The organism is Sphingomonas sp., from assembly GCF_013812825.1.
Taxonomy (GTDB): Bacteria; Pseudomonadota; Alphaproteobacteria; order Sphingomonadales; family Sphingomonadaceae; genus Sphingomicrobium.
The window spans coordinates 118,396-133,003 of the sequence record NZ_JACCSU010000068.1; the positions used below are offsets into that span (position 1 = coordinate 118,396).

20 protein-coding genes and 2 tRNA genes are annotated in these 14,608 nt (G+C 67.7%); 12 read left to right on the forward strand and 10 right to left on the reverse strand.

Annotated features, from left to right (window positions below):
• The first annotated feature begins 7 nt into the window (after window positions 1-7).
• The gene (locus H0T81_RS09605) at window positions 8-373 is read left to right on the forward strand and encodes a hypothetical protein (RefSeq protein WP_294012320.1); all 366 of its coding nucleotides are present in this window, start codon (window positions 8-10) and stop codon (window positions 371-373) included.
• On the opposite strand, the gene H0T81_RS09610 is transcribed toward H0T81_RS09605, so the two are convergent.
• Genes H0T81_RS09610 through tkt form a run of 5 tightly spaced genes read right to left on the reverse strand, consistent with a single transcriptional unit; the run spans window position 370 to window position 5,909 of the window.
• Complete coding sequence (locus tag H0T81_RS09610) at window positions 370-1,269, reverse strand: fructose bisphosphate aldolase (protein ID WP_294012323.1); 900 nt, start codon at window positions 1,267-1,269, stop codon at window positions 370-372. The genes H0T81_RS09605 and H0T81_RS09610 overlap by 4 nt on opposite strands.
• Before the next feature lie 22 nt (window positions 1,270-1,291).
• On the reverse strand, window positions 1,292-1,711 hold the full coding sequence (locus H0T81_RS09615) for a VOC family protein (RefSeq protein ID WP_294012326.1): 420 nt from the start codon (window positions 1,709-1,711) through the stop codon (window positions 1,292-1,294).
• On the reverse strand, window positions 1,708-2,913 hold the full coding sequence (locus H0T81_RS09620; protein ID WP_294012329.1) for a phosphoglycerate kinase: 1,206 nt from the start codon (window positions 2,911-2,913) through the stop codon (window positions 1,708-1,710). The genes H0T81_RS09615 and H0T81_RS09620 overlap by 4 nt, the downstream gene beginning before the upstream one ends.
• Before the next feature lie 6 nt (window positions 2,914-2,919).
• Window positions 2,920-3,924, reverse strand: coding sequence for a type I glyceraldehyde-3-phosphate dehydrogenase (gene gap, locus H0T81_RS09625; RefSeq protein WP_294012332.1), 1,005 nt, complete (start codon window positions 3,922-3,924; stop codon window positions 2,920-2,922).
• Complete coding sequence (gene tkt, locus H0T81_RS09630) at window positions 3,921-5,909, reverse strand: transketolase (protein WP_294012334.1); 1,989 nt, start codon at window positions 5,907-5,909, stop codon at window positions 3,921-3,923. The genes gap and tkt overlap by 4 nt, the downstream gene beginning before the upstream one ends.
• Window positions 5,910-6,050: 141 nt before the next feature.
• On the opposite strand from tkt, the gene H0T81_RS09635 reads away from it, so the two are divergent.
• The 5 genes from H0T81_RS09635 (at window position 6,051) to H0T81_RS09655 (ending at window position 8,645) form a co-directional block, all read left to right on the forward strand.
• Window positions 6,051-6,239, forward strand: coding sequence for a hypothetical protein (locus H0T81_RS09635; protein WP_294012337.1), 189 nt, complete (start codon window positions 6,051-6,053; stop codon window positions 6,237-6,239).
• A gap of 1 nt (window position 6,240) precedes the next feature.
• Entirely contained in the window at window positions 6,241-6,552 is a 312-nt protein-coding gene (locus H0T81_RS09640) for a cell division protein ZapA (protein WP_294012339.1), read from the forward strand.
• A gap of 152 nt (window positions 6,553-6,704) precedes the next feature.
• The gene (locus tag H0T81_RS09645) at window positions 6,705-7,295 is read left to right on the forward strand and encodes a 5-formyltetrahydrofolate cyclo-ligase (protein WP_294012342.1); all 591 of its coding nucleotides are present in this window, start codon (window positions 6,705-6,707) and stop codon (window positions 7,293-7,295) included.
• Entirely contained in the window at window positions 7,292-7,519 is a 228-nt protein-coding gene (locus H0T81_RS09650) for a DUF2842 domain-containing protein (protein ID WP_294012344.1), read from the forward strand. The genes H0T81_RS09645 and H0T81_RS09650 overlap by 4 nt, the downstream gene beginning before the upstream one ends.
• 37 nt (window positions 7,520-7,556) lie before the next feature.
• On the forward strand, window positions 7,557-8,645 hold the full coding sequence (locus H0T81_RS09655; RefSeq protein WP_294012347.1) for a cell wall hydrolase: 1,089 nt from the start codon (window positions 7,557-7,559) through the stop codon (window positions 8,643-8,645).
• Window positions 8,646-8,690: 45 nt separating this feature from the next.
• On the opposite strand, the gene H0T81_RS09660 is transcribed toward H0T81_RS09655, so the two are convergent.
• The 4 genes from H0T81_RS09660 to H0T81_RS09675 form a co-directional block, all read right to left on the reverse strand.
• Window positions 8,691-8,767, reverse strand: a tRNA-Asp gene (locus H0T81_RS09660).
• Window positions 8,768-8,787: 20 nt separating this feature from the next.
• On the reverse strand, window positions 8,788-10,035 hold the full coding sequence (locus H0T81_RS09665) for an AI-2E family transporter (protein WP_294012350.1): 1,248 nt from the start codon (window positions 10,033-10,035) through the stop codon (window positions 8,788-8,790).
• A gap of 63 nt (window positions 10,036-10,098) precedes the next feature.
• Window positions 10,099-10,185, reverse strand: a tRNA-Leu gene (locus H0T81_RS09670).
• 61 nt (window positions 10,186-10,246) lie between these two features.
• The gene (locus tag H0T81_RS09675; protein ID WP_294012353.1) at window positions 10,247-11,017 is read right to left on the reverse strand and encodes a Crp/Fnr family transcriptional regulator; all 771 of its coding nucleotides are present in this window, start codon (window positions 11,015-11,017) and stop codon (window positions 10,247-10,249) included.
• Window positions 11,018-11,272: 255 nt separating this feature from the next.
• On the opposite strand from H0T81_RS09675, the gene H0T81_RS09680 reads away from it, so the two are divergent.
• The gene (locus tag H0T81_RS09680; RefSeq protein WP_294012356.1) at window positions 11,273-11,521 is read left to right on the forward strand and encodes a hypothetical protein; all 249 of its coding nucleotides are present in this window, start codon (window positions 11,273-11,275) and stop codon (window positions 11,519-11,521) included.
• 5 nt (window positions 11,522-11,526) lie between these two features.
• Window positions 11,527-11,772 carry a hypothetical protein gene (locus H0T81_RS09685; protein ID WP_294012359.1) on the forward strand — a complete coding sequence of 82 codons (246 nt, stop codon included), beginning with the start codon at window positions 11,527-11,529 and terminating at the stop codon, window positions 11,770-11,772.
• Here the strand turns inward: H0T81_RS09685 and H0T81_RS09690 are convergent.
• Entirely contained in the window at window positions 11,741-13,249 is a 1,509-nt protein-coding gene (locus tag H0T81_RS09690; RefSeq protein WP_294012361.1) for a YifB family Mg chelatase-like AAA ATPase, read from the reverse strand. The two genes, H0T81_RS09685 and H0T81_RS09690, sit on opposite strands and share 32 nt — an antisense overlap.
• 139 nt (window positions 13,250-13,388) lie before the next feature.
• Here H0T81_RS09690 and H0T81_RS09695 point away from each other — a divergent pair, with 139 nt between their 5' ends.
• From H0T81_RS09695 to yidD, 4 genes are all read left to right on the forward strand, one after another.
• Window positions 13,389-13,802: a hypothetical protein gene (locus H0T81_RS09695; RefSeq protein WP_294012364.1), complete on the forward strand. Its 414-nt coding sequence runs from the start codon at window positions 13,389-13,391 to the stop codon at window positions 13,800-13,802.
• Window positions 13,803-13,930: 128 nt separating this feature from the next.
• Complete coding sequence (gene rpmH / locus H0T81_RS09700) at window positions 13,931-14,065, forward strand: 50S ribosomal protein L34 (protein ID WP_294012414.1); 135 nt, start codon at window positions 13,931-13,933, stop codon at window positions 14,063-14,065.
• Window positions 14,066-14,070: 5 nt separating this feature from the next.
• On the forward strand, window positions 14,071-14,388 hold the full coding sequence (rnpA, locus tag H0T81_RS09705; RefSeq protein WP_294012417.1) for a ribonuclease P protein component: 318 nt from the start codon (window positions 14,071-14,073) through the stop codon (window positions 14,386-14,388).
• Complete coding sequence (yidD, locus tag H0T81_RS09710; protein WP_294012367.1) at window positions 14,385-14,597, forward strand: membrane protein insertion efficiency factor YidD; 213 nt, start codon at window positions 14,385-14,387, stop codon at window positions 14,595-14,597. The genes rnpA and yidD overlap by 4 nt, the downstream gene beginning before the upstream one ends.
• Window positions 14,598-14,608 lie beyond the last annotated feature (11 nt).

Consider the following 14,608-nt stretch of genomic DNA (forward strand, 5'->3'; position numbering starts at 1 on the left):
TGATCCAATGAATCGGACGCTATTCCTCGCGCTGCTGGCGCTCGCATCCTGCGCAACGGTGCCGAAGACGGAATTCGCCAACGGCCCGACGGCTGCACTGAATGAAGTCGCCAATCTCGACGGTCTCACCGTCCGGCCGCTGGCGGTCGTCGAGGACAGCCGTTGCCCGATCAATGCCAATTGCGTCTGGGCAGGGCGAGTTCGGATTCGCGCGGAAGTCGGCGGCAACGGCACCCAGGAGCTGACCCTGGGCGAGCCGCTCGCGGTGAGGAGCGGTACTCTCACCCTGGTCGACGTCCGGCCGAGCAAGCGCGCGGCGGAAGCCATCGCGCCGCGCGCGTACCAGTTCACCTTCCGCTTTCAGCGACCTTAGGCGGCGACCCTCGCGGTCGAGGCGCGGAAGATCTCGTCGATCGAATTGCCAAGCACGCGATCGAACTCGTCGTCGCTCATGTCGTGCCGCAGCCCCTCGAGCAAGGCGCGCGAGAAGCTGGCGACCATGCCCTCGTTCTTCGCCAGCTCGCGGCACGCCTCGTCGCGCGAATAACCGCCCGACAGGGCCACGACGCGGAGCACCCGCGGGTGGCGAAGCAGCGGCTCGTACAGGCCGGGCTCGGCCGGAATCGACAGCTTGAGCATCACCTGCCGCTGGCCTGGCAAAGCGCCGAGCGCCGCGGTCAGTTGCTCGAGCAGGAATCGGTCGGCCTTGTCGCGCTCGGGGCTCTTGATCGACACTTCGGGCTCGATGACCGGCATCAGCCCCGCCTCGGCGATCTGGGCGGCGACATGGAACTGCTGGCGGACGATCGCGGCGATCCCGGCGGGGTTGGCGAGCTCGATCACCGAGCGCATCTTGGTACCGAACATTCCCTTCGACCGGGCGCGCTCGAGCAGCTCGCCGAGGCCGGGCATGGGCTTCATCAGCTTGACTCCGTCGGCTTCGTCCTCGAGCCCCTTGTCGACCTTCAGGAACGGCACCACGCCGCGCTCGCGAAGCACGTCGGGGACCGGTTTGCCGTCGGCCTCACCGTCCATCGTCCGCTCGAACAGAATCGCGCCGAGGACCTTGTCGCCGGTGAACGCCGGAGAGGTGATGATGCGCACGCGCATTTTGTGGATGAGGTCGAACATCCCCTCCTCGCCCGACCATTCGTTGCCGGAATAGCCGTAGCCGGTGAGAGCCTTGGGGGTGGAGCCGCCGCTCTGGTCGAGCGCCGCGATGAAGCCGTCGGCATCGCGGATCTTGGTCAGCATTTCGCTGTGTTGCATCGGACTTCCTCTGTTGGTCGGTTCAGCGATCCGGGACCGGCGCCCACGGCGGCCCCTTCAATTCGAGATTATTGCCTTCCGGATCGGCGAGGTAGACCGACGGGCCGTCGCCGTCCGCTCCATAGCGACTAACGATCTCACCCTCGATTCCGTTCGCTTTTAGATGCGCGAGCACCGCATCGCCGTCCCATGGCAGCACGCGAAAACAGATGTGGTCGACGTTGCGTCCCTCGGCACCGGGCGCCGCGCCGCCCGTCCGGCCGAGCTTGCCGTCGACCGGCACCAGGTCGAGCAGCGCCGACCCGATGCGCAGCTGGTACAGCCCGATCGCCTCCTGCTTTTTCTCCCAGCGAGCGCCGAGCACGTCGATGTAGAAGCGGGCGACGGTCTCCAGATCTGCCACTCGCAGAACGACATGATCGATTGCCTGGATGTTGATCATGGCTTCTGAAGCGCCGCCACTCCCGGCAATGTGCGCCCTTCCATCCATTCGAGAAACGCTCCGCCGGCGGTTGAGACGAACGTGAAATCGCCGATGACGCCGGCGTGATTGAGTGCCGCCACCGTGTCGCCGCCGCCGGCGACGGAAACCAGGCTGCCTTCCTTGGTCAAGGCAGCCGCGGTCCGGGCGAGCGCGACGGTCGCCGCGTCGAACGGCGGTGTCTCGAATGCGCCCAGCGGGCCGTTCCACACCAGGGTTCGGCAGGTCTTGAGGACGTCGCCGAACGCCTCGACCGCCGTCGGCCCGACGTCGAGGATCATTTCGTCGGCGGCGATTTCGTGGACGTTGGCGGTGCGCACGCCAGGCGGGTTGGCGGCGAATTCCTTGGCAACCACGACGTCGTAGGGCAGATGGATGGTGCAGCGGGCCGCTTCCGCCTCGGCGAAGATGGCGCTCGCCTCCCCGGTCAGCTCGTGCTCGCACAGCGACTTGCCGACCTCGACTCCGCGTGCGGCGAGGAAGGTATTGGCCATGCCGCCGCCAATGATCAGATGGCCGACCTTGCCGACCAGATGGCCGAGCGCCGCGAGCTTGGTCGACACCTTGGCTCCGCCGACCAGTGCCGCGACCGGCCGCTCGGGACTGCCGAGCGCTTTTACGAGCGCTTCTAGCTCGGCCTGCATCGCCCGGCCTGCGAAGCTGGGAAGCAGATGCGCGATCCCCTCGGTCGAGGCGTGGGCGCGGTGCGCGGACGAGAACGCGTCGTTGACGTAGAAGTCGCCGAGCGCCGCCATTGCCTTGGCGAGCGCGGGGTCGTTGGTTTCCTCGCCGGCGTGAAAGCGGGTGTTCTCGAGGATGCCGATGTTTCCGGGCAGCATGGTCATCACGCCGCGCTGCGCCTCGGGTCCCTGGCAATCCTCGACGAAGCGCACCGAACGGCCGCTCAGCAGGGTCAGTGGCCGCACCAGCTGAGCCGTCGACATGTCCGGCCGGTTGTGCCCTTTTGGGCGCCCGAAATGCGACAGCAGCAGCACGATCGCGCCGCGGTCGGCAAGCTCGAGCACGGTTGGAAGCATCGCCCGCAGACGAGTGTCGTCGGACACCGACGCGCCCTCCATCGGCACATTGAGGTCGACCCGCACCAGCACTCGCTTCCCGGTGAGGTCGTCGGGCAGATCGTCGAGGGTCTTGAACGACTCCACGAGGCGCTAAAGCTTGGCCATCGCGCCCGCCGTGTCGACCATGCGGTTCGAGAAGCCCCATTCATTGTCGTACCAGCTGACGACTCGAACGAGCCTGCCTTCGATGACCGCGGTCTCGAGGCTGTCGACGGTCGAGCTCGCCGGATTGTGGTTGAGGTCGATCGAAACCAGTGGCTCGTCGCTGTAATCGAGGACCTCCTTCAGCGGTCCGCTGTCGGAAGCCGCCTTCAATGCGGCGTTCACCTCTTCCTTCGAGGTCTCGCGGCCGGGAACGAAGGTCAGGTCGACCAGGCTGACGTTGGGCGTCGGCACCCGCACCGCCGAGCCGTCGAGCTTGCCCTTGAGCTCGGGGAGCACCTCGCCGACCGCTCGGGCGGCGCCGGTGGTGGTCGGGATGATCGACATGCCCGCGGCGCGCGCGCGGCGCATGTCGGAATGGATCTGGTCGAGGATCTTCTGGTCGTTGGTGTAGCTGTGGATGGTGGTCATCAGCCCGCGCTCGATGCCCAGCGTGTCGTTCATCACCTTGGCGACCGGGGCGAGGCAGTTGGTCGTGCACGACGCGTTGGAGACGATCGTGTGCCCGGCCTCGAGCTTGTCGTGGTTGACCCCGTAGACCACGGTCAGGTCGACGCCCTTGGCCGGCGCCGAGATCAGCACCCGCTTCGCGCCCGCGTCGAGGTGCTTCTGGCCGCCATCGCGATCGGTGAAGAAGCCGGTGCATTCGAGCGCCAGTTCGACCCCGTTGTCCCGATGCGGGAGCTTGGCCGGGTCGCGCTCGGCGGTGACCTTGATGCGCGTTCCGTTGACGACGAGATCATTGCCCTCGGCGGCGACATCGCCGGGAAAGCGCCCGTGGACGCTGTCGCGCGAGAACAGCCAGGCGTTGGATTGGGCGTCGGCAAGGTCGTTGATCGCGACCAGCTCGAGCCCGCAATCCGGCCGCTCGAGGATCGCCCGAGCGACTAGCCGGCCGATGCGCCCGAAGCCGTTGATTGCAACCCTGGTCATAGCATGTCCCTTTTTTGAAGAAGCTCGACGACCCGCGGCGCGATGGCGTCTGGGGTCAGTCCGAAATGTTGGTAGAGGTCGGCGGCCGGCGCCGAGGCACCGAAGCGGTCGATGCCGATGCGAAGCCCGTGAAGCCCGGTGTAGCGCTCCCAGCCGAAGGTCGCTCCGGCTTCGATCGAGACTCGGAGGATCTCGCGATTGGAGACGTCGGGGAGAATATCCTCGCGGTAGTCGGGGTCCTGGGCGTCGAAGCGCTCGGTGCACGGCATCGACACCACATCGGCGCCGATTCCCTGGCTTTCGAGCCGCTCGGCGACGTCGAGCGCGATCTCGACCTCCGAGCCGGTTGCAATCAGGATCGCCTTGCGTGCCGCTGCCGCTTTCCTGAGCCGGTAGGCGCCGCGAGCGCTCAGGTTCTCTTTCGCCGCCTTGGTGCGCACGGGGCTCAGATTCTGCCGGGTCAGGGCCAGCACCGACGGCCCCTCGCTGGCCAGCGCCGCCGCCCAGCACTCGGCGGTCTCGACCGCGTCGGCGGGACGGAACAGCTCGAGCTGCGGCATCGCCCGCAGGCTCTGCAGGTGCTCGATCGGCTGGTGGGTGGGCCCGTCCTCGCCGAGCCCGATGGAATCATGGGTCATCACATAGATGACCCTGGCGTTTTGCAGCGCCGACAGTCGGATCGCCGGGCGGCAATAGTCGGAGAAGATCAGGAAGGTGCCGCCGTAGGGGATCACCCCTCCATGCAGCGCCATGCCGTTCATCGCCGCGGCCATGCCGAACTCGCGAATCCCGTAATAGATGTAACGCCCCGCATAATTGTCGGCGGTCAGCGCCTCCTGGGCCTTGGTCTTGGTGTTGTTCGAGCCGGTCAGATCGGCCGAGCCGCCGATCGTCGCGGGGATCTCCGCATTGATCGCCTCGAGAGCCATTTCCGACGCCTTGCGAGTAGCGATCGTGGGCGGCTTCGCGATCAGCTCCTCGAGATACGGCTTCAACCACTTGTCGTCGGCCTTGCCGGCCAGCCGCTCGAGGAACTCGTCCTTCGCTTTGCTGGCATCGAGCCGATGGTGCCATTCGGCGCGCTGCACCGCGCCGCGCCGGCCGGCCTCGCGCCACGCCGCCAGCACGTCGTCGGGGACCGTGAACTCCTCCGGCTCGAGGCCGAGCTCCTTGCGCGCGGCTTCGACCTCCTGCCTGCCGAGCGCGGCGCCGTGGGTCGCGGCGGTGCCCTGCTTGTTGGGGGCGCCGTAGCCGATGACCGTCCGGCAGCGGATCAGGCTCGGCCGCTCGTCGGCGATCGCCTCGTCCAGGGCGCGCTCGACCTTGCCGGCGTCGAGTCCGTCGCACTCGGCCGTGTGCCAGCCGCCCGCGGCGTAGCGCGCCATCACGTCCTCGTTGCGCGACAGGTCGACCGAGCCGTCGATGGTGATCCGGTTGTCGTCCCACAGCACGATCAGCCGCCCCAGCTTCAAATGTCCGGCAAGCCCGACCGCCTCGTGGTTGACGCCCTCCATCAAATCGCCGTCGCTGGCGAGGACGAAGGTCCGGTGGTCGACCAGCTCGTCGCCGTAGATGGCGTTCAAGTGGCGCTCGGCGATCGCCATTCCGACGGCCATTGCCAGGCCCTGGCCCAGTGGCCCGGTGGTCGCCTCGACCCCGGCCAGCTCAAAATTCTCGGGGTGGCCCGCGCACGGGCTGTGGAGCTGGCGAAAGCGCTTGATGTCGTCGAGCGTCGGCCGCGCATAGCCGGTCAAATAGAGCAACGCGTAGATCAGCATCGAGCCGTGGCCGGCCGACAGGACAAAGCGGTCGCGGTCGGGCCAGTGCGGATCGGCGGGGTCGTACTTCAGATGCCGGGTGAACAGCGCGGTGGCGGCGTCGGCCATGCCCATCGGCATTCCCGGATGGCCGCTGTTGGCGGTTTCGACCGCGTCCATCGCCAAGGCGCGAATGGCATTGGCAAGTCGGCGTTGGGTCGGCTGCAATCCAGGCTCCTGAACGAACACTCAGCGACGGGATCAGCCGCGCACCGGATTGGGCAGGCCGATGGGTTCGACCCTTTGGGCGGTGAGCCGTTGGGCGTCAATGCTTGCCCGGACCGCGCATCTTGCGTAGCGGGAAAGGTCATGGACGACGCCTCGGATGACACCGGCCTTTCGAATGCTTTGGAGCGCGCCGACCGGGCGTTCGGCCGGATCGAGCGAGCGCTTGCCGCCCGCACCCACGAGGCCAAGGGGAGCGAGCAGGACCTGCGCTCGAAGGTGCGCGAAGCCGTCGCCGAGCTCGACCAGCTGATTCGCTCGGCAGGAGGGTGAGATGGCCGAAGTCGACCTGACCATCGCCGGGCGCCCCTACCGGGTTGCCTGTCGGGCGGGCGAGGAGGACAGCTTGCGCGCCGCCGCCGCGCTGGTCGATGCCAAGAGCCGCGAGGCGCTGGCCGGGCTCGGCACCATGTCGGAGGCTCGCCAATTGCTGTTCGCGTCGCTGCTGCTCGCCGATCAACTGGTCGACCAGCGCGGACCGGAGAACGCCGGACCCGACCCGCGCCTGGCGCAAAGCGCCAACGCGCTTGCGAGCCGCCTCGAGGCGCTCGCGGATGCTCTTGAGAGCGAGGCCCAGACCGCCTAGATAAGGGCTGACGGGAACTGCCCGGTACGAGCCTTCGACTTCCCTGAGGCTATTACCATCCATGGGAGTTGTCCCTGCCCGAACCCTGGTTCGGATCACACGGCGCCCACCTGACGTTTGTGGCGTCAGAGGATTTCCGGCAAACGGCCACGGTGGTCCCGTCACCTCCCTTCCCCGCGCTGACCAAGGCGACCCTGCGTCGAGCGGCGCTCGACGCGCGCAAGGCCTATGTCGCGACCTTGAGCGATGCCGACCGCACATTGCTCGAGCGGCGGCTCGCCGAGCAGCTGACCGGGATTTGCGCGAACGCCACCGTGGTCGCCGGCTATTCACCGCTCGGCAGCGAGATCAGCCCGCTGCTGGCGATGGAGGAAGCCCGGTCGGTTGGAGCGATCGTCGCGTTCCCCGCGTTCGCCGATCCCGCCAAGCCGTTCCAGTTCCTCGCCGGCGACCCGTCGGTCGGCGGCCCGTTCGGAATCCTCCAGCCGCGGCTGACCGCGCCGCGGGTCGAGCCGGACGTCATTCTCGTGCCCCTGATCGCGGTCGACGGCCGCGGCACTCGGCTGGGCCGCGGCAAGGCCCATTACGACCGGGTGCTCGCTCCTTATCGGCGCAAGGGCGCGCAGCTGATCGGAGTCGGCTGGTCGGTGCAGCGGATCGACGAGGAGATCCCGCGCGATCCCTGGGACGTGCCGCTCGACAGCTTCGCGTCGCCCGAGGGGCTCGAGCGGCTCGCCCCGTGACGCCCTCCGGACGCAAGGGCGCGGGCATCGCGGTCATCGTGCTGCTGATCCTCATTTGGGCAGCACTCGTCGCAAGTCTCGCACCGGTGATTGGCAAATGGCCGATTCTCGTTCAGGGCGCGTTCTACCTCGTCATGGGAATAGTCTGGATTAGTCCGTTGAAACCGTTGCTCCGATGGACGCAAAGCGGCCGCTGGAGCGGGACTTCATCATCGGGCGATTGAACCAAGTGTATCATTCGAATATAGCACCAACGCTCTTATGACCCAGACCGTGATTCTCTCCGCCACCAAACTATGGCGCGCCTACCCTCGCGAGGCCGCGGTCGTCGGCACGCTGGGGCTGGCGGCGATGTTTGCGTTGGCCGGCGCGGCCTATTCGACCCCGAGCCTGACCGGCTTGGGCATCGACTCGGCAACGCTCCGCGAGCCGCCGCCGGCGCCGCCGCCCTTGCTGGTGCGCAAGCTTGCGCCGGCCGACGCGGTGACCATCAACCAGACGATCCCGCTCGCCGACTCGCCCAACCCGGCGGCCCGGCCGTTTGCTCTGCGCGGCGCCGACGAAGCCACCCGGGCGCGGGCGCTCGAGTGCCTGACCAGCGCCATCTATTACGAGGCCGGCAACGAAAGCCCCGACGGCCAACGGGCGGTTGCCCAGGTGGTCCTCAACCGGCTCCGCCACCCCGCCTTCCCGGCGAGCGTGTGCGAAGTCGTCTACCAGGGCTCGACCCGGGAGACCGGCTGCCAGTTCACGTTTACGTGCGACGGCTCGCTGGCGCGACGGCCAAGCGCCGACGCCTGGTCGCGGGCACGCAAGATCGCCGAGGCGGCGCTGGCCGGAGTGGTGTTCGCGCCGGCCGGTTGGGCGACCCATTATCACGCCAATTATGTGGTGCCGTACTGGGCCTCGAGCCTGGCCAAGAATGCGATCGTCGGAGCGCACATCTTCTACCGTTGGGCCGGCGGCTGGGGCCGCCCGGCCGCGTTCGGCAAGCGTTACGCCGGCCGGGAACCGAACACCGAGGCGCTGAAGAGCGCCGCGGTCGCCGCCGAAGCGGCTTATGCCGCTCAGCAGGCCGCCGCGACCACCACCGCCGAGCTTGCCGCGACGATCCCCGGCGCCGAGGTGAAGAAGCCCGAGGAAGGCCGCCTCGCGATCCGCTTCAACCTCGCCGCCCGAAAGGCGGTCGAGGAAGCCCCGCGTCACGATTATGTCGAGAAGTTCCAGGCCTCGGACAATCTGCGCTGGTCGCTGAGCGGCGCCGCCGTCGAGGCCGAGGAGAAGCCGCTCGGCAAGGCCCCGCCGACGATCGGCGCGGCTGGCGGCGGCGGTGGCGCGTCCCAGCTTTAGGGCGCCGTCACGGCACCCGATCGGCAGCTATCTCAAAGCGAAGAATGGCGCGAGTGACGGGACTTGAACCCGCGACCTCCGGCGTGACAGGCCGGCGCTCTAACCAACTGAGCTACACCCGCGCGGTTTGCGTCGCGGGCAACTAGGTGACCCCCCCAACCCTGTCAACCGAACCGCCGCTGTCGGCCTGGCTGCCGATCTGGCCGGGCTCCTCATCCTCGTCTTTCTCCTCGGCTTCGCCGACGTGAGTCAAAGTGCCTTCCTCGAACAGGAATCCGGCGATGTCGGGGGTGCCGGCGGCGGCGAATACCGTCTTCATGATGATCAGCAACGGCACTGCCAGGAGAGCTCCGGTGGTCCCCCACACCCACGCCCAGAAGCTCAGCGCGATCAGGATCGCGAGCGGATTGATGGTCAGCTTCTTGCCGACCACCATCGGCGTGATGATGTTCGCCTCGACCATGTGGAGCGCAACGAAGATCGCCGGCGGGAGCATTGCCGACCAGACGTCGGGAAAGGTCATCAGCCCGCCGATGAACAGCAGCCCGGCCGAGGCGATCGGCCCCAGATAGGGGATGTAGTTGAGGACCGCGACGATGCCGCCCCACATGATCGGCGAGTCCATCCCGAGCTGCCACAGGATGAGAGCGGTCAAGGCGCCGAGCGTCACGTTGATGACGGTGATCGTGCCGATGTAGGTCGAGGTCGCGTCGACCACCTGCTGGATCACCCGGGCGGTGGTCAGCGCGCCTTCGAAGCTGCCGCGGCTGACGATCGTCTTCTTGCGCATCGCCGTCCAGCCGGCGAGGAAGAAGAAGATCACCAGCAGCGCGAAGAACAGCTGGATGAGCACGTGCGGCGCCGAGGTGGTGAGCAGCCCGGACAGCGAATTGGGCGTTTCGATCCGCACCGTCCGCGACGCGTCGGGAGCAATGACGATCTGCGACAGGATCCGCTCCACGAAGCGATCGAACGCCTTGTAGAGGTCGAGCAGCGGTTCGAGCGCGGCGCGCACCTTGGGCAACCGCTCCGGCAACAGCGCCACCCAGTCGACCGCCGGCAGCACGATCGACCCGATCGCAAAGATCGCCATCACCAGGAAGATGAGCACGCACAATGCCGCGGCGATCCGCGACGGCACGCCGCGTCGCTCGAACCACTCGAGCATCGGCACCAGCGCGATCGCGATCACCAGTGCGGCCGTGACGGGCAGGAAGAATTCGGCGCCGGCCCGAAGCGCGAACGGCAGGGCGATCAGCAGGCCGGCGCCGCCGATCAGGGTCAGCGAGGCGAGCAGCCGGTCGCGCTTGATGCTGATGCCCTCGGCCTGCGCGCGCGCCTCGTCGCCGTGCTCCGGGGCATTTTTGTGCTTGCTGGTCCGCGCGTCCATCACGGCGCACCATATCGGCGACGCGGCCGCTCGGCTAGCGGTTCGAGGTCAGCTTGCGAGTGCTGGTGCCCCTGGTCCGACTCGAACGGACACTCCGGTTAAAGGAACTCGATTTTGAGTCGAGCGCGTCTACCATTCCGCCACAGGGGCCCACGAAGGGTTGGCCGCGCCTAGCTAGCGACGACAGCTGCGCGCGGCAATGCCGCGGGGCTCACGCCAGCGCCGGTTCGTCTTCGCGAAGGTGCAGGTAATTGCTGTCGAAATCGCCGGCGTCGGCGAGCTTCTTCCAGTCGCCGATGGTGATCGAGCGCGGGCTCACGCGTTCGATCAGCCCGTCGGCCTCGAGCGACTTCAAGGTCCGGTTGACGTGGACCGAGGTCAGGCCGGTCACGTCGCCAAGCTGCTCCTGGGTCATCGGCAATTGATAGCCGGTCTGCTCGCCGAGCCCGGCGAGCTTCAGCCGAAGCGCGAATTCGCACAGCACGTGGGCGATGCGGCTCCGGGCGTCCCGCCGCCCGACGTTGGCGATCCATTCGCGGAAGATCGACGCATCGACCAGGGTGTCGATCCACATCGCCTTGCCGACCGCCGGGCGCTCGAACGCCAGCCGGGTCACTTCCTCCCGCGGGATCATCGCGATCTGGCCGGGGGTGAGCATCTGGACGCTGTGGTCGGCGGTTCCAAGCAGCGAGTTCTGCAGGTCGACCATCTCGCCCCTCATGTGGATCGCGCAGATCTGCCGATAGCCGCCGCCGACGATCTTGTGGCGCATCGCAAAGCCGGACAGCAGCACGCAGGAATAGGCCGCGCGGTCGCGCTCGCGGACGATGTATTGGTGCTGCTCGAGCGACTTCACCGTGTGCGGGAGCGCGAGCAAAGCGGCGCGGTCGGCAGCGTCGAGATCGTGCCAATAAGCGAGCTTGCGAACCATAGGCTCGAGCGGCGACTGGTCGGAGGATGACTGCTTTTCGGGCCGGTTCAAAACGTATCTCCCGCTAGGCAGGGGCGGGAGCACGGACTGAATCTCTCGGTTGCCAGCGCCTTCTTATCTCGGGTGGCAATAAATGACTTTAACACCATGCTCCCCCAACATATGCTGTTTTTCCGAGCCAAAACCCAAAATAACATAGATTTAGACATGCGTTCCTGATAAATGATGCACATCGCCGAGCAGCGCCTTAGGCCTCGGCGGCTGAGAGACTCCCCGCGCTCCCGCCTATCTGCAAGGAGCGATACGGTGGCTCGATATTTCCTGCATTTGCGCGACGGAACCGAGCAGATCCTGGATCCGGAAGGATTCGAGTTCGCGACCATCGAGGCGGTCCGAAAAGCGGTGCTCGTTTCGGCCCGCGACCTGATGACCGGCGACATTCGCGAAGGGGTCATTGACCTGCGCTTCCGCATCGACGTCGAGACCGAAGCCGGCGACATCGTCTATACCCTGCCCTTCAAGCACGCGGTCAACATCATTCCCGACCCGGCCTAAGGCCCTTGGCCGACCGCATCGATCGGCGGAAATCGATCGCGAACAAAAGTCGTCCACCGCTGGCAAACGCGAATCCGTGCGAGGCGCTGGGCAAAGCGCTCCATCGCGCGTTTGCGACCGACCATTCGGCCTCCTTCGACGAGGCGCTCAAGGCGATCGACGAGGCAGACAGCGAGGTCTGTGGCAATCGCGATCCAGCCGACTCAACCGTCAAAATCGCTAATTGCGCGGCGCCTGACGGCGGTAGCTGAGCGCTTCCGCGACGTGGATCCGGCCGACCTGCTCGGCCCCGGCGAGGTCGGCGATGGTGCGCGCGACCCTGAGCACCCGGTGGAAACCACGCGCCGACAAGCGCATCGCCGCGGCCGCGTCGGCCAGCAGCTTGCGCCCCGGGTCGTCGGGAGTCGCGACCCGGCCGAGCAGCTCGCCATCGGCCTCGGCATTGGTTCGCACCCCGTGGCCGTTGTAGCGCCGCGACTGGACCGAGCGAGCGTCGGCGACCCGCAGCGCGACCTGGGCGCTGCCCTCGGCCGGCGGCGGCAAGGTGAGGTCGGCGGCGGACACTCCTTGCACCTCGACATGCAGGTCGATCCGGTCGAGCAGCGGCCCGGACACTTTCGCCTGGTAATCGGCGGCGCAGCGCGGGGCCCGGCTGCAGGCCAGCGCCGGGTCACCGAGATGGCCGCAGCGGCACGGGTTCATCGCCGCGATCAGCTGCACCCGCGCGGGAAAGGTCACATGCGTGTTGGCGCGCGCGACGCTGACGCTTCCGGTCTCGAGCGGCTGGCGAAGCGAATCGAGGACGGCGCGCTGGAACTCGGGCAGTTCGTCGAGAAACAGCACGCCCAGATGCGCGAGGCTGATCTCGCCGGGGCGCACGCGCAGCCCGCCGCCGACCAGCGCCGGCATCGACGCGCTGTGATGGGGCGATCGGAACGGGCGCCGGCGGCGGATTCGGCCGCCGTTCAACTCGCCGGCGACCGACGCGACCATCGACACTTCGAGGGCTTCCGACGGCTCGAGCGGCGGCAGGATCCGCGGCAGGCAGGCCGCGAGCAGCGACTTGCCGGCTCCCGGCGGGCCGCTCATCAGCAGATTGTGCCCGCCGGCGGCGGCGATCTCGAGCGCCCGCTTGGCAACCTCCTGCCCCTTGACCTGACTGAGGTCGGGGCCGTGGCCGAGCGGCTCGACTTCCGCTTGCGCCGGCGGCGCCAGCAGCGCGGTCCCCTTGAGGTGGGCGAGAAGCGCCAGCAGGTCGGGCGCCGCGACGACGTCGAGCTCGCCGGCCCATGCGGCCTCGCTGCCCTGCGCGGCGGGGCAGATCAGCCCCTTGTCGTTGGCGGATGCGTGCAGCGCCGCGAGCAGCACTCCGGGCGACACGGCGATCCGCCCATCGAGGCTCAACTCGCCGACCGCCACATAATGCGACAGGCTTTCGGCGTCCGCGGCGCCGATCGCGGCGAGCAGGCACAGTGCGATCGGCAGGTCGAAATGCGAGCCTTCCTTGGGGAGGTCGGCCGGCGACAGGTTGATGGTGATTCGCCGCGGCGGAAGCGCCAGCCCGATCGCGGCCAGCGCCGCGCGCACGCGCTCGCGGCTCTCGGCGACGGCCTTGTCGGGCAGGCCGACGATGATGAAGGCCGGCAGCCCCGAGGAGAGCTGGACCTGCACTTCGACGGCTCGAGCTTCGAGGCCGAGGTAAGCGACGGTGGCGACGGTCGCACCCATTCAGCGTGCCGCCACGGCAACTGAACGGAAATCAATGTCCAGGGATACTCCTAGCTCGGCGGGGGCACGCTAGACGCTGCGAGGCACAATCGGCAAGCTTCCCTTGCGCCGACCAGCCGACGCAACCACATGTTGGCCGATGATGACTCGAGAGCAGTGGCAGGAGTTCGTCCGTAGCAAGCCGGTCCGAACCGCGCTGTTCATGACCGGGCTGCTGCTGATCCTGCTGTCGCCCCTGGCTGGCGCGATCCCCGGCCCTGGCGGGATCTTCGTGTTTGCCGCCGGTCTGACCCTGACGCTGAGGAACAGCGATTGGGCCAAGCGCCAATATGTCCGATTCAAGGTGTGGCAGCCGAAGGCCGGCCGATGGGCCGACTGGGGTCTCAGGCGTCGTAGCGCGCGGCGCCGCGAAGAGCGCCGCAAGCTGCGTCATGCGATGGGCCATCCGCCGCCGGCCGACGAGCTCGCCCAGGGCGCGATCGCGGCGATAATGCCGGACCCGCCGGCCAAGGCGCCCGAGAAATGGAGCGATCGCGAAGGGCGCTCCGATTGACTTCCAGCGGCCCCTTCCGATTGACTTTGCGGAGGGGCTCCACTATCGGCGCACCCGACTGCGGCTGCCCCAACGGCGGCCCTTTTTCTTTGATTTCGCGTTCACTTTGAATTTCTAGGGCATGAGCGATGAAGCGCACCTTCCAGCCGAGCAATCTGGTCCGCAAGCGACGGCACGGGTTCCGCCACCGCATGGCGACGGCCGCCGGGCGCAAGCTGCTGAACGCACGCCGGGCGCGCGGCCGCAAGAAGCTCAGCGCCTAGCCACGATCCGCAAGCGCGCGGATTTCCTCGCCGCCAACGCCGGCAAGCGCGCGTCGAGCCCGGGCTTCGTGCTGCTGGTCCGCGACCGCTCCGACGGCGATCCAACCAAGCGCGTCGGTTTCACCGTCACCAGGAAGATCGGTGGAGCGGTCGTCCGCAACCGCATGAAGCGGCGCCTTCGAGCGCTCGCCCGCGAGATCTTGCCGACGATCGGCATTCCGGGCGCCGACCATGTGCTGATCGGCCGCTCCGGCGGGATCGAGCGCGATTTCGCTCAGCTTCGCCACGAGCTGGAAGCTGCCCTGGAGCGGCTCCGCAAATGATCGCCCGGCTGCTCATCCTGGTCGCCCGCGGCTGGCAGGAGGGACCCTCGAAGGTGCTTCCGCCAAGCTGCCGCTACCGGCCGACCTGCTCGGCCTATGCGATCACCGCATTGTCGCGCTATGGGGCCGCTCGCGGCAGCTGGCTGGCGCTGAAGCGCATCTGCCGTTGCCATCCGTGGGGCGGCCAAGGCTACGACCCGGTACCATGACGAGGCCGACG

Bases quoted from the DNA above. Each gene is read 5' to 3' on its own strand.
- H0T81_RS09640 (WP_294012339.1), top strand. From the start codon at position 6,241: ATGGCCGAAGTCGACCTGACCATCGCCGGGCGCCCCTACCGGGTTGCC.
- H0T81_RS09655 (WP_294012347.1), top strand. From the start codon at position 7,557: ATGACCCAGACCGTGATTCTCTCCGCCACCAAACTATGGCGCGCCTAC.
- H0T81_RS09695 (WP_294012364.1), top strand. From the start codon at position 13,389: ATGATGACTCGAGAGCAGTGGCAGGAGTTCGTCCGTAGCAAGCCGGTC.
- rpmH (WP_294012414.1), top strand. From the start codon at position 13,931: ATGAAGCGCACCTTCCAGCCGAGCAATCTGGTCCGCAAGCGACGGCAC.
- yidD (WP_294012367.1), top strand. From the start codon at position 14,385: ATGATCGCCCGGCTGCTCATCCTGGTCGCCCGCGGCTGGCAGGAGGGA.
- gap (WP_294012332.1), bottom strand. From the start codon at position 3,924: ATGACCAGGGTTGCAATCAACGGCTTCGGGCGCATCGGCCGGCTAGTC.
- H0T81_RS09615 (WP_294012326.1), bottom strand. From the start codon at position 1,711: ATGATCAACATCCAGGCAATCGATCATGTCGTTCTGCGAGTGGCAGAT.
- H0T81_RS09635 (WP_294012337.1), top strand. From the start codon at position 6,051: ATGGACGACGCCTCGGATGACACCGGCCTTTCGAATGCTTTGGAGCGC.
- H0T81_RS09605 (WP_294012320.1), top strand. From the start codon at position 8: ATGAATCGGACGCTATTCCTCGCGCTGCTGGCGCTCGCATCCTGCGCA.
- H0T81_RS09610 (WP_294012323.1), bottom strand. From the start codon at position 1,269: ATGCAACACAGCGAAATGCTGACCAAGATCCGCGATGCCGACGGCTTC.
- H0T81_RS09665 (WP_294012350.1), bottom strand. From the start codon at position 10,035: ATGGACGCGCGGACCAGCAAGCACAAAAATGCCCCGGAGCACGGCGAC.
- H0T81_RS09690 (WP_294012361.1), bottom strand. From the start codon at position 13,249: ATGGGTGCGACCGTCGCCACCGTCGCTTACCTCGGCCTCGAAGCTCGA.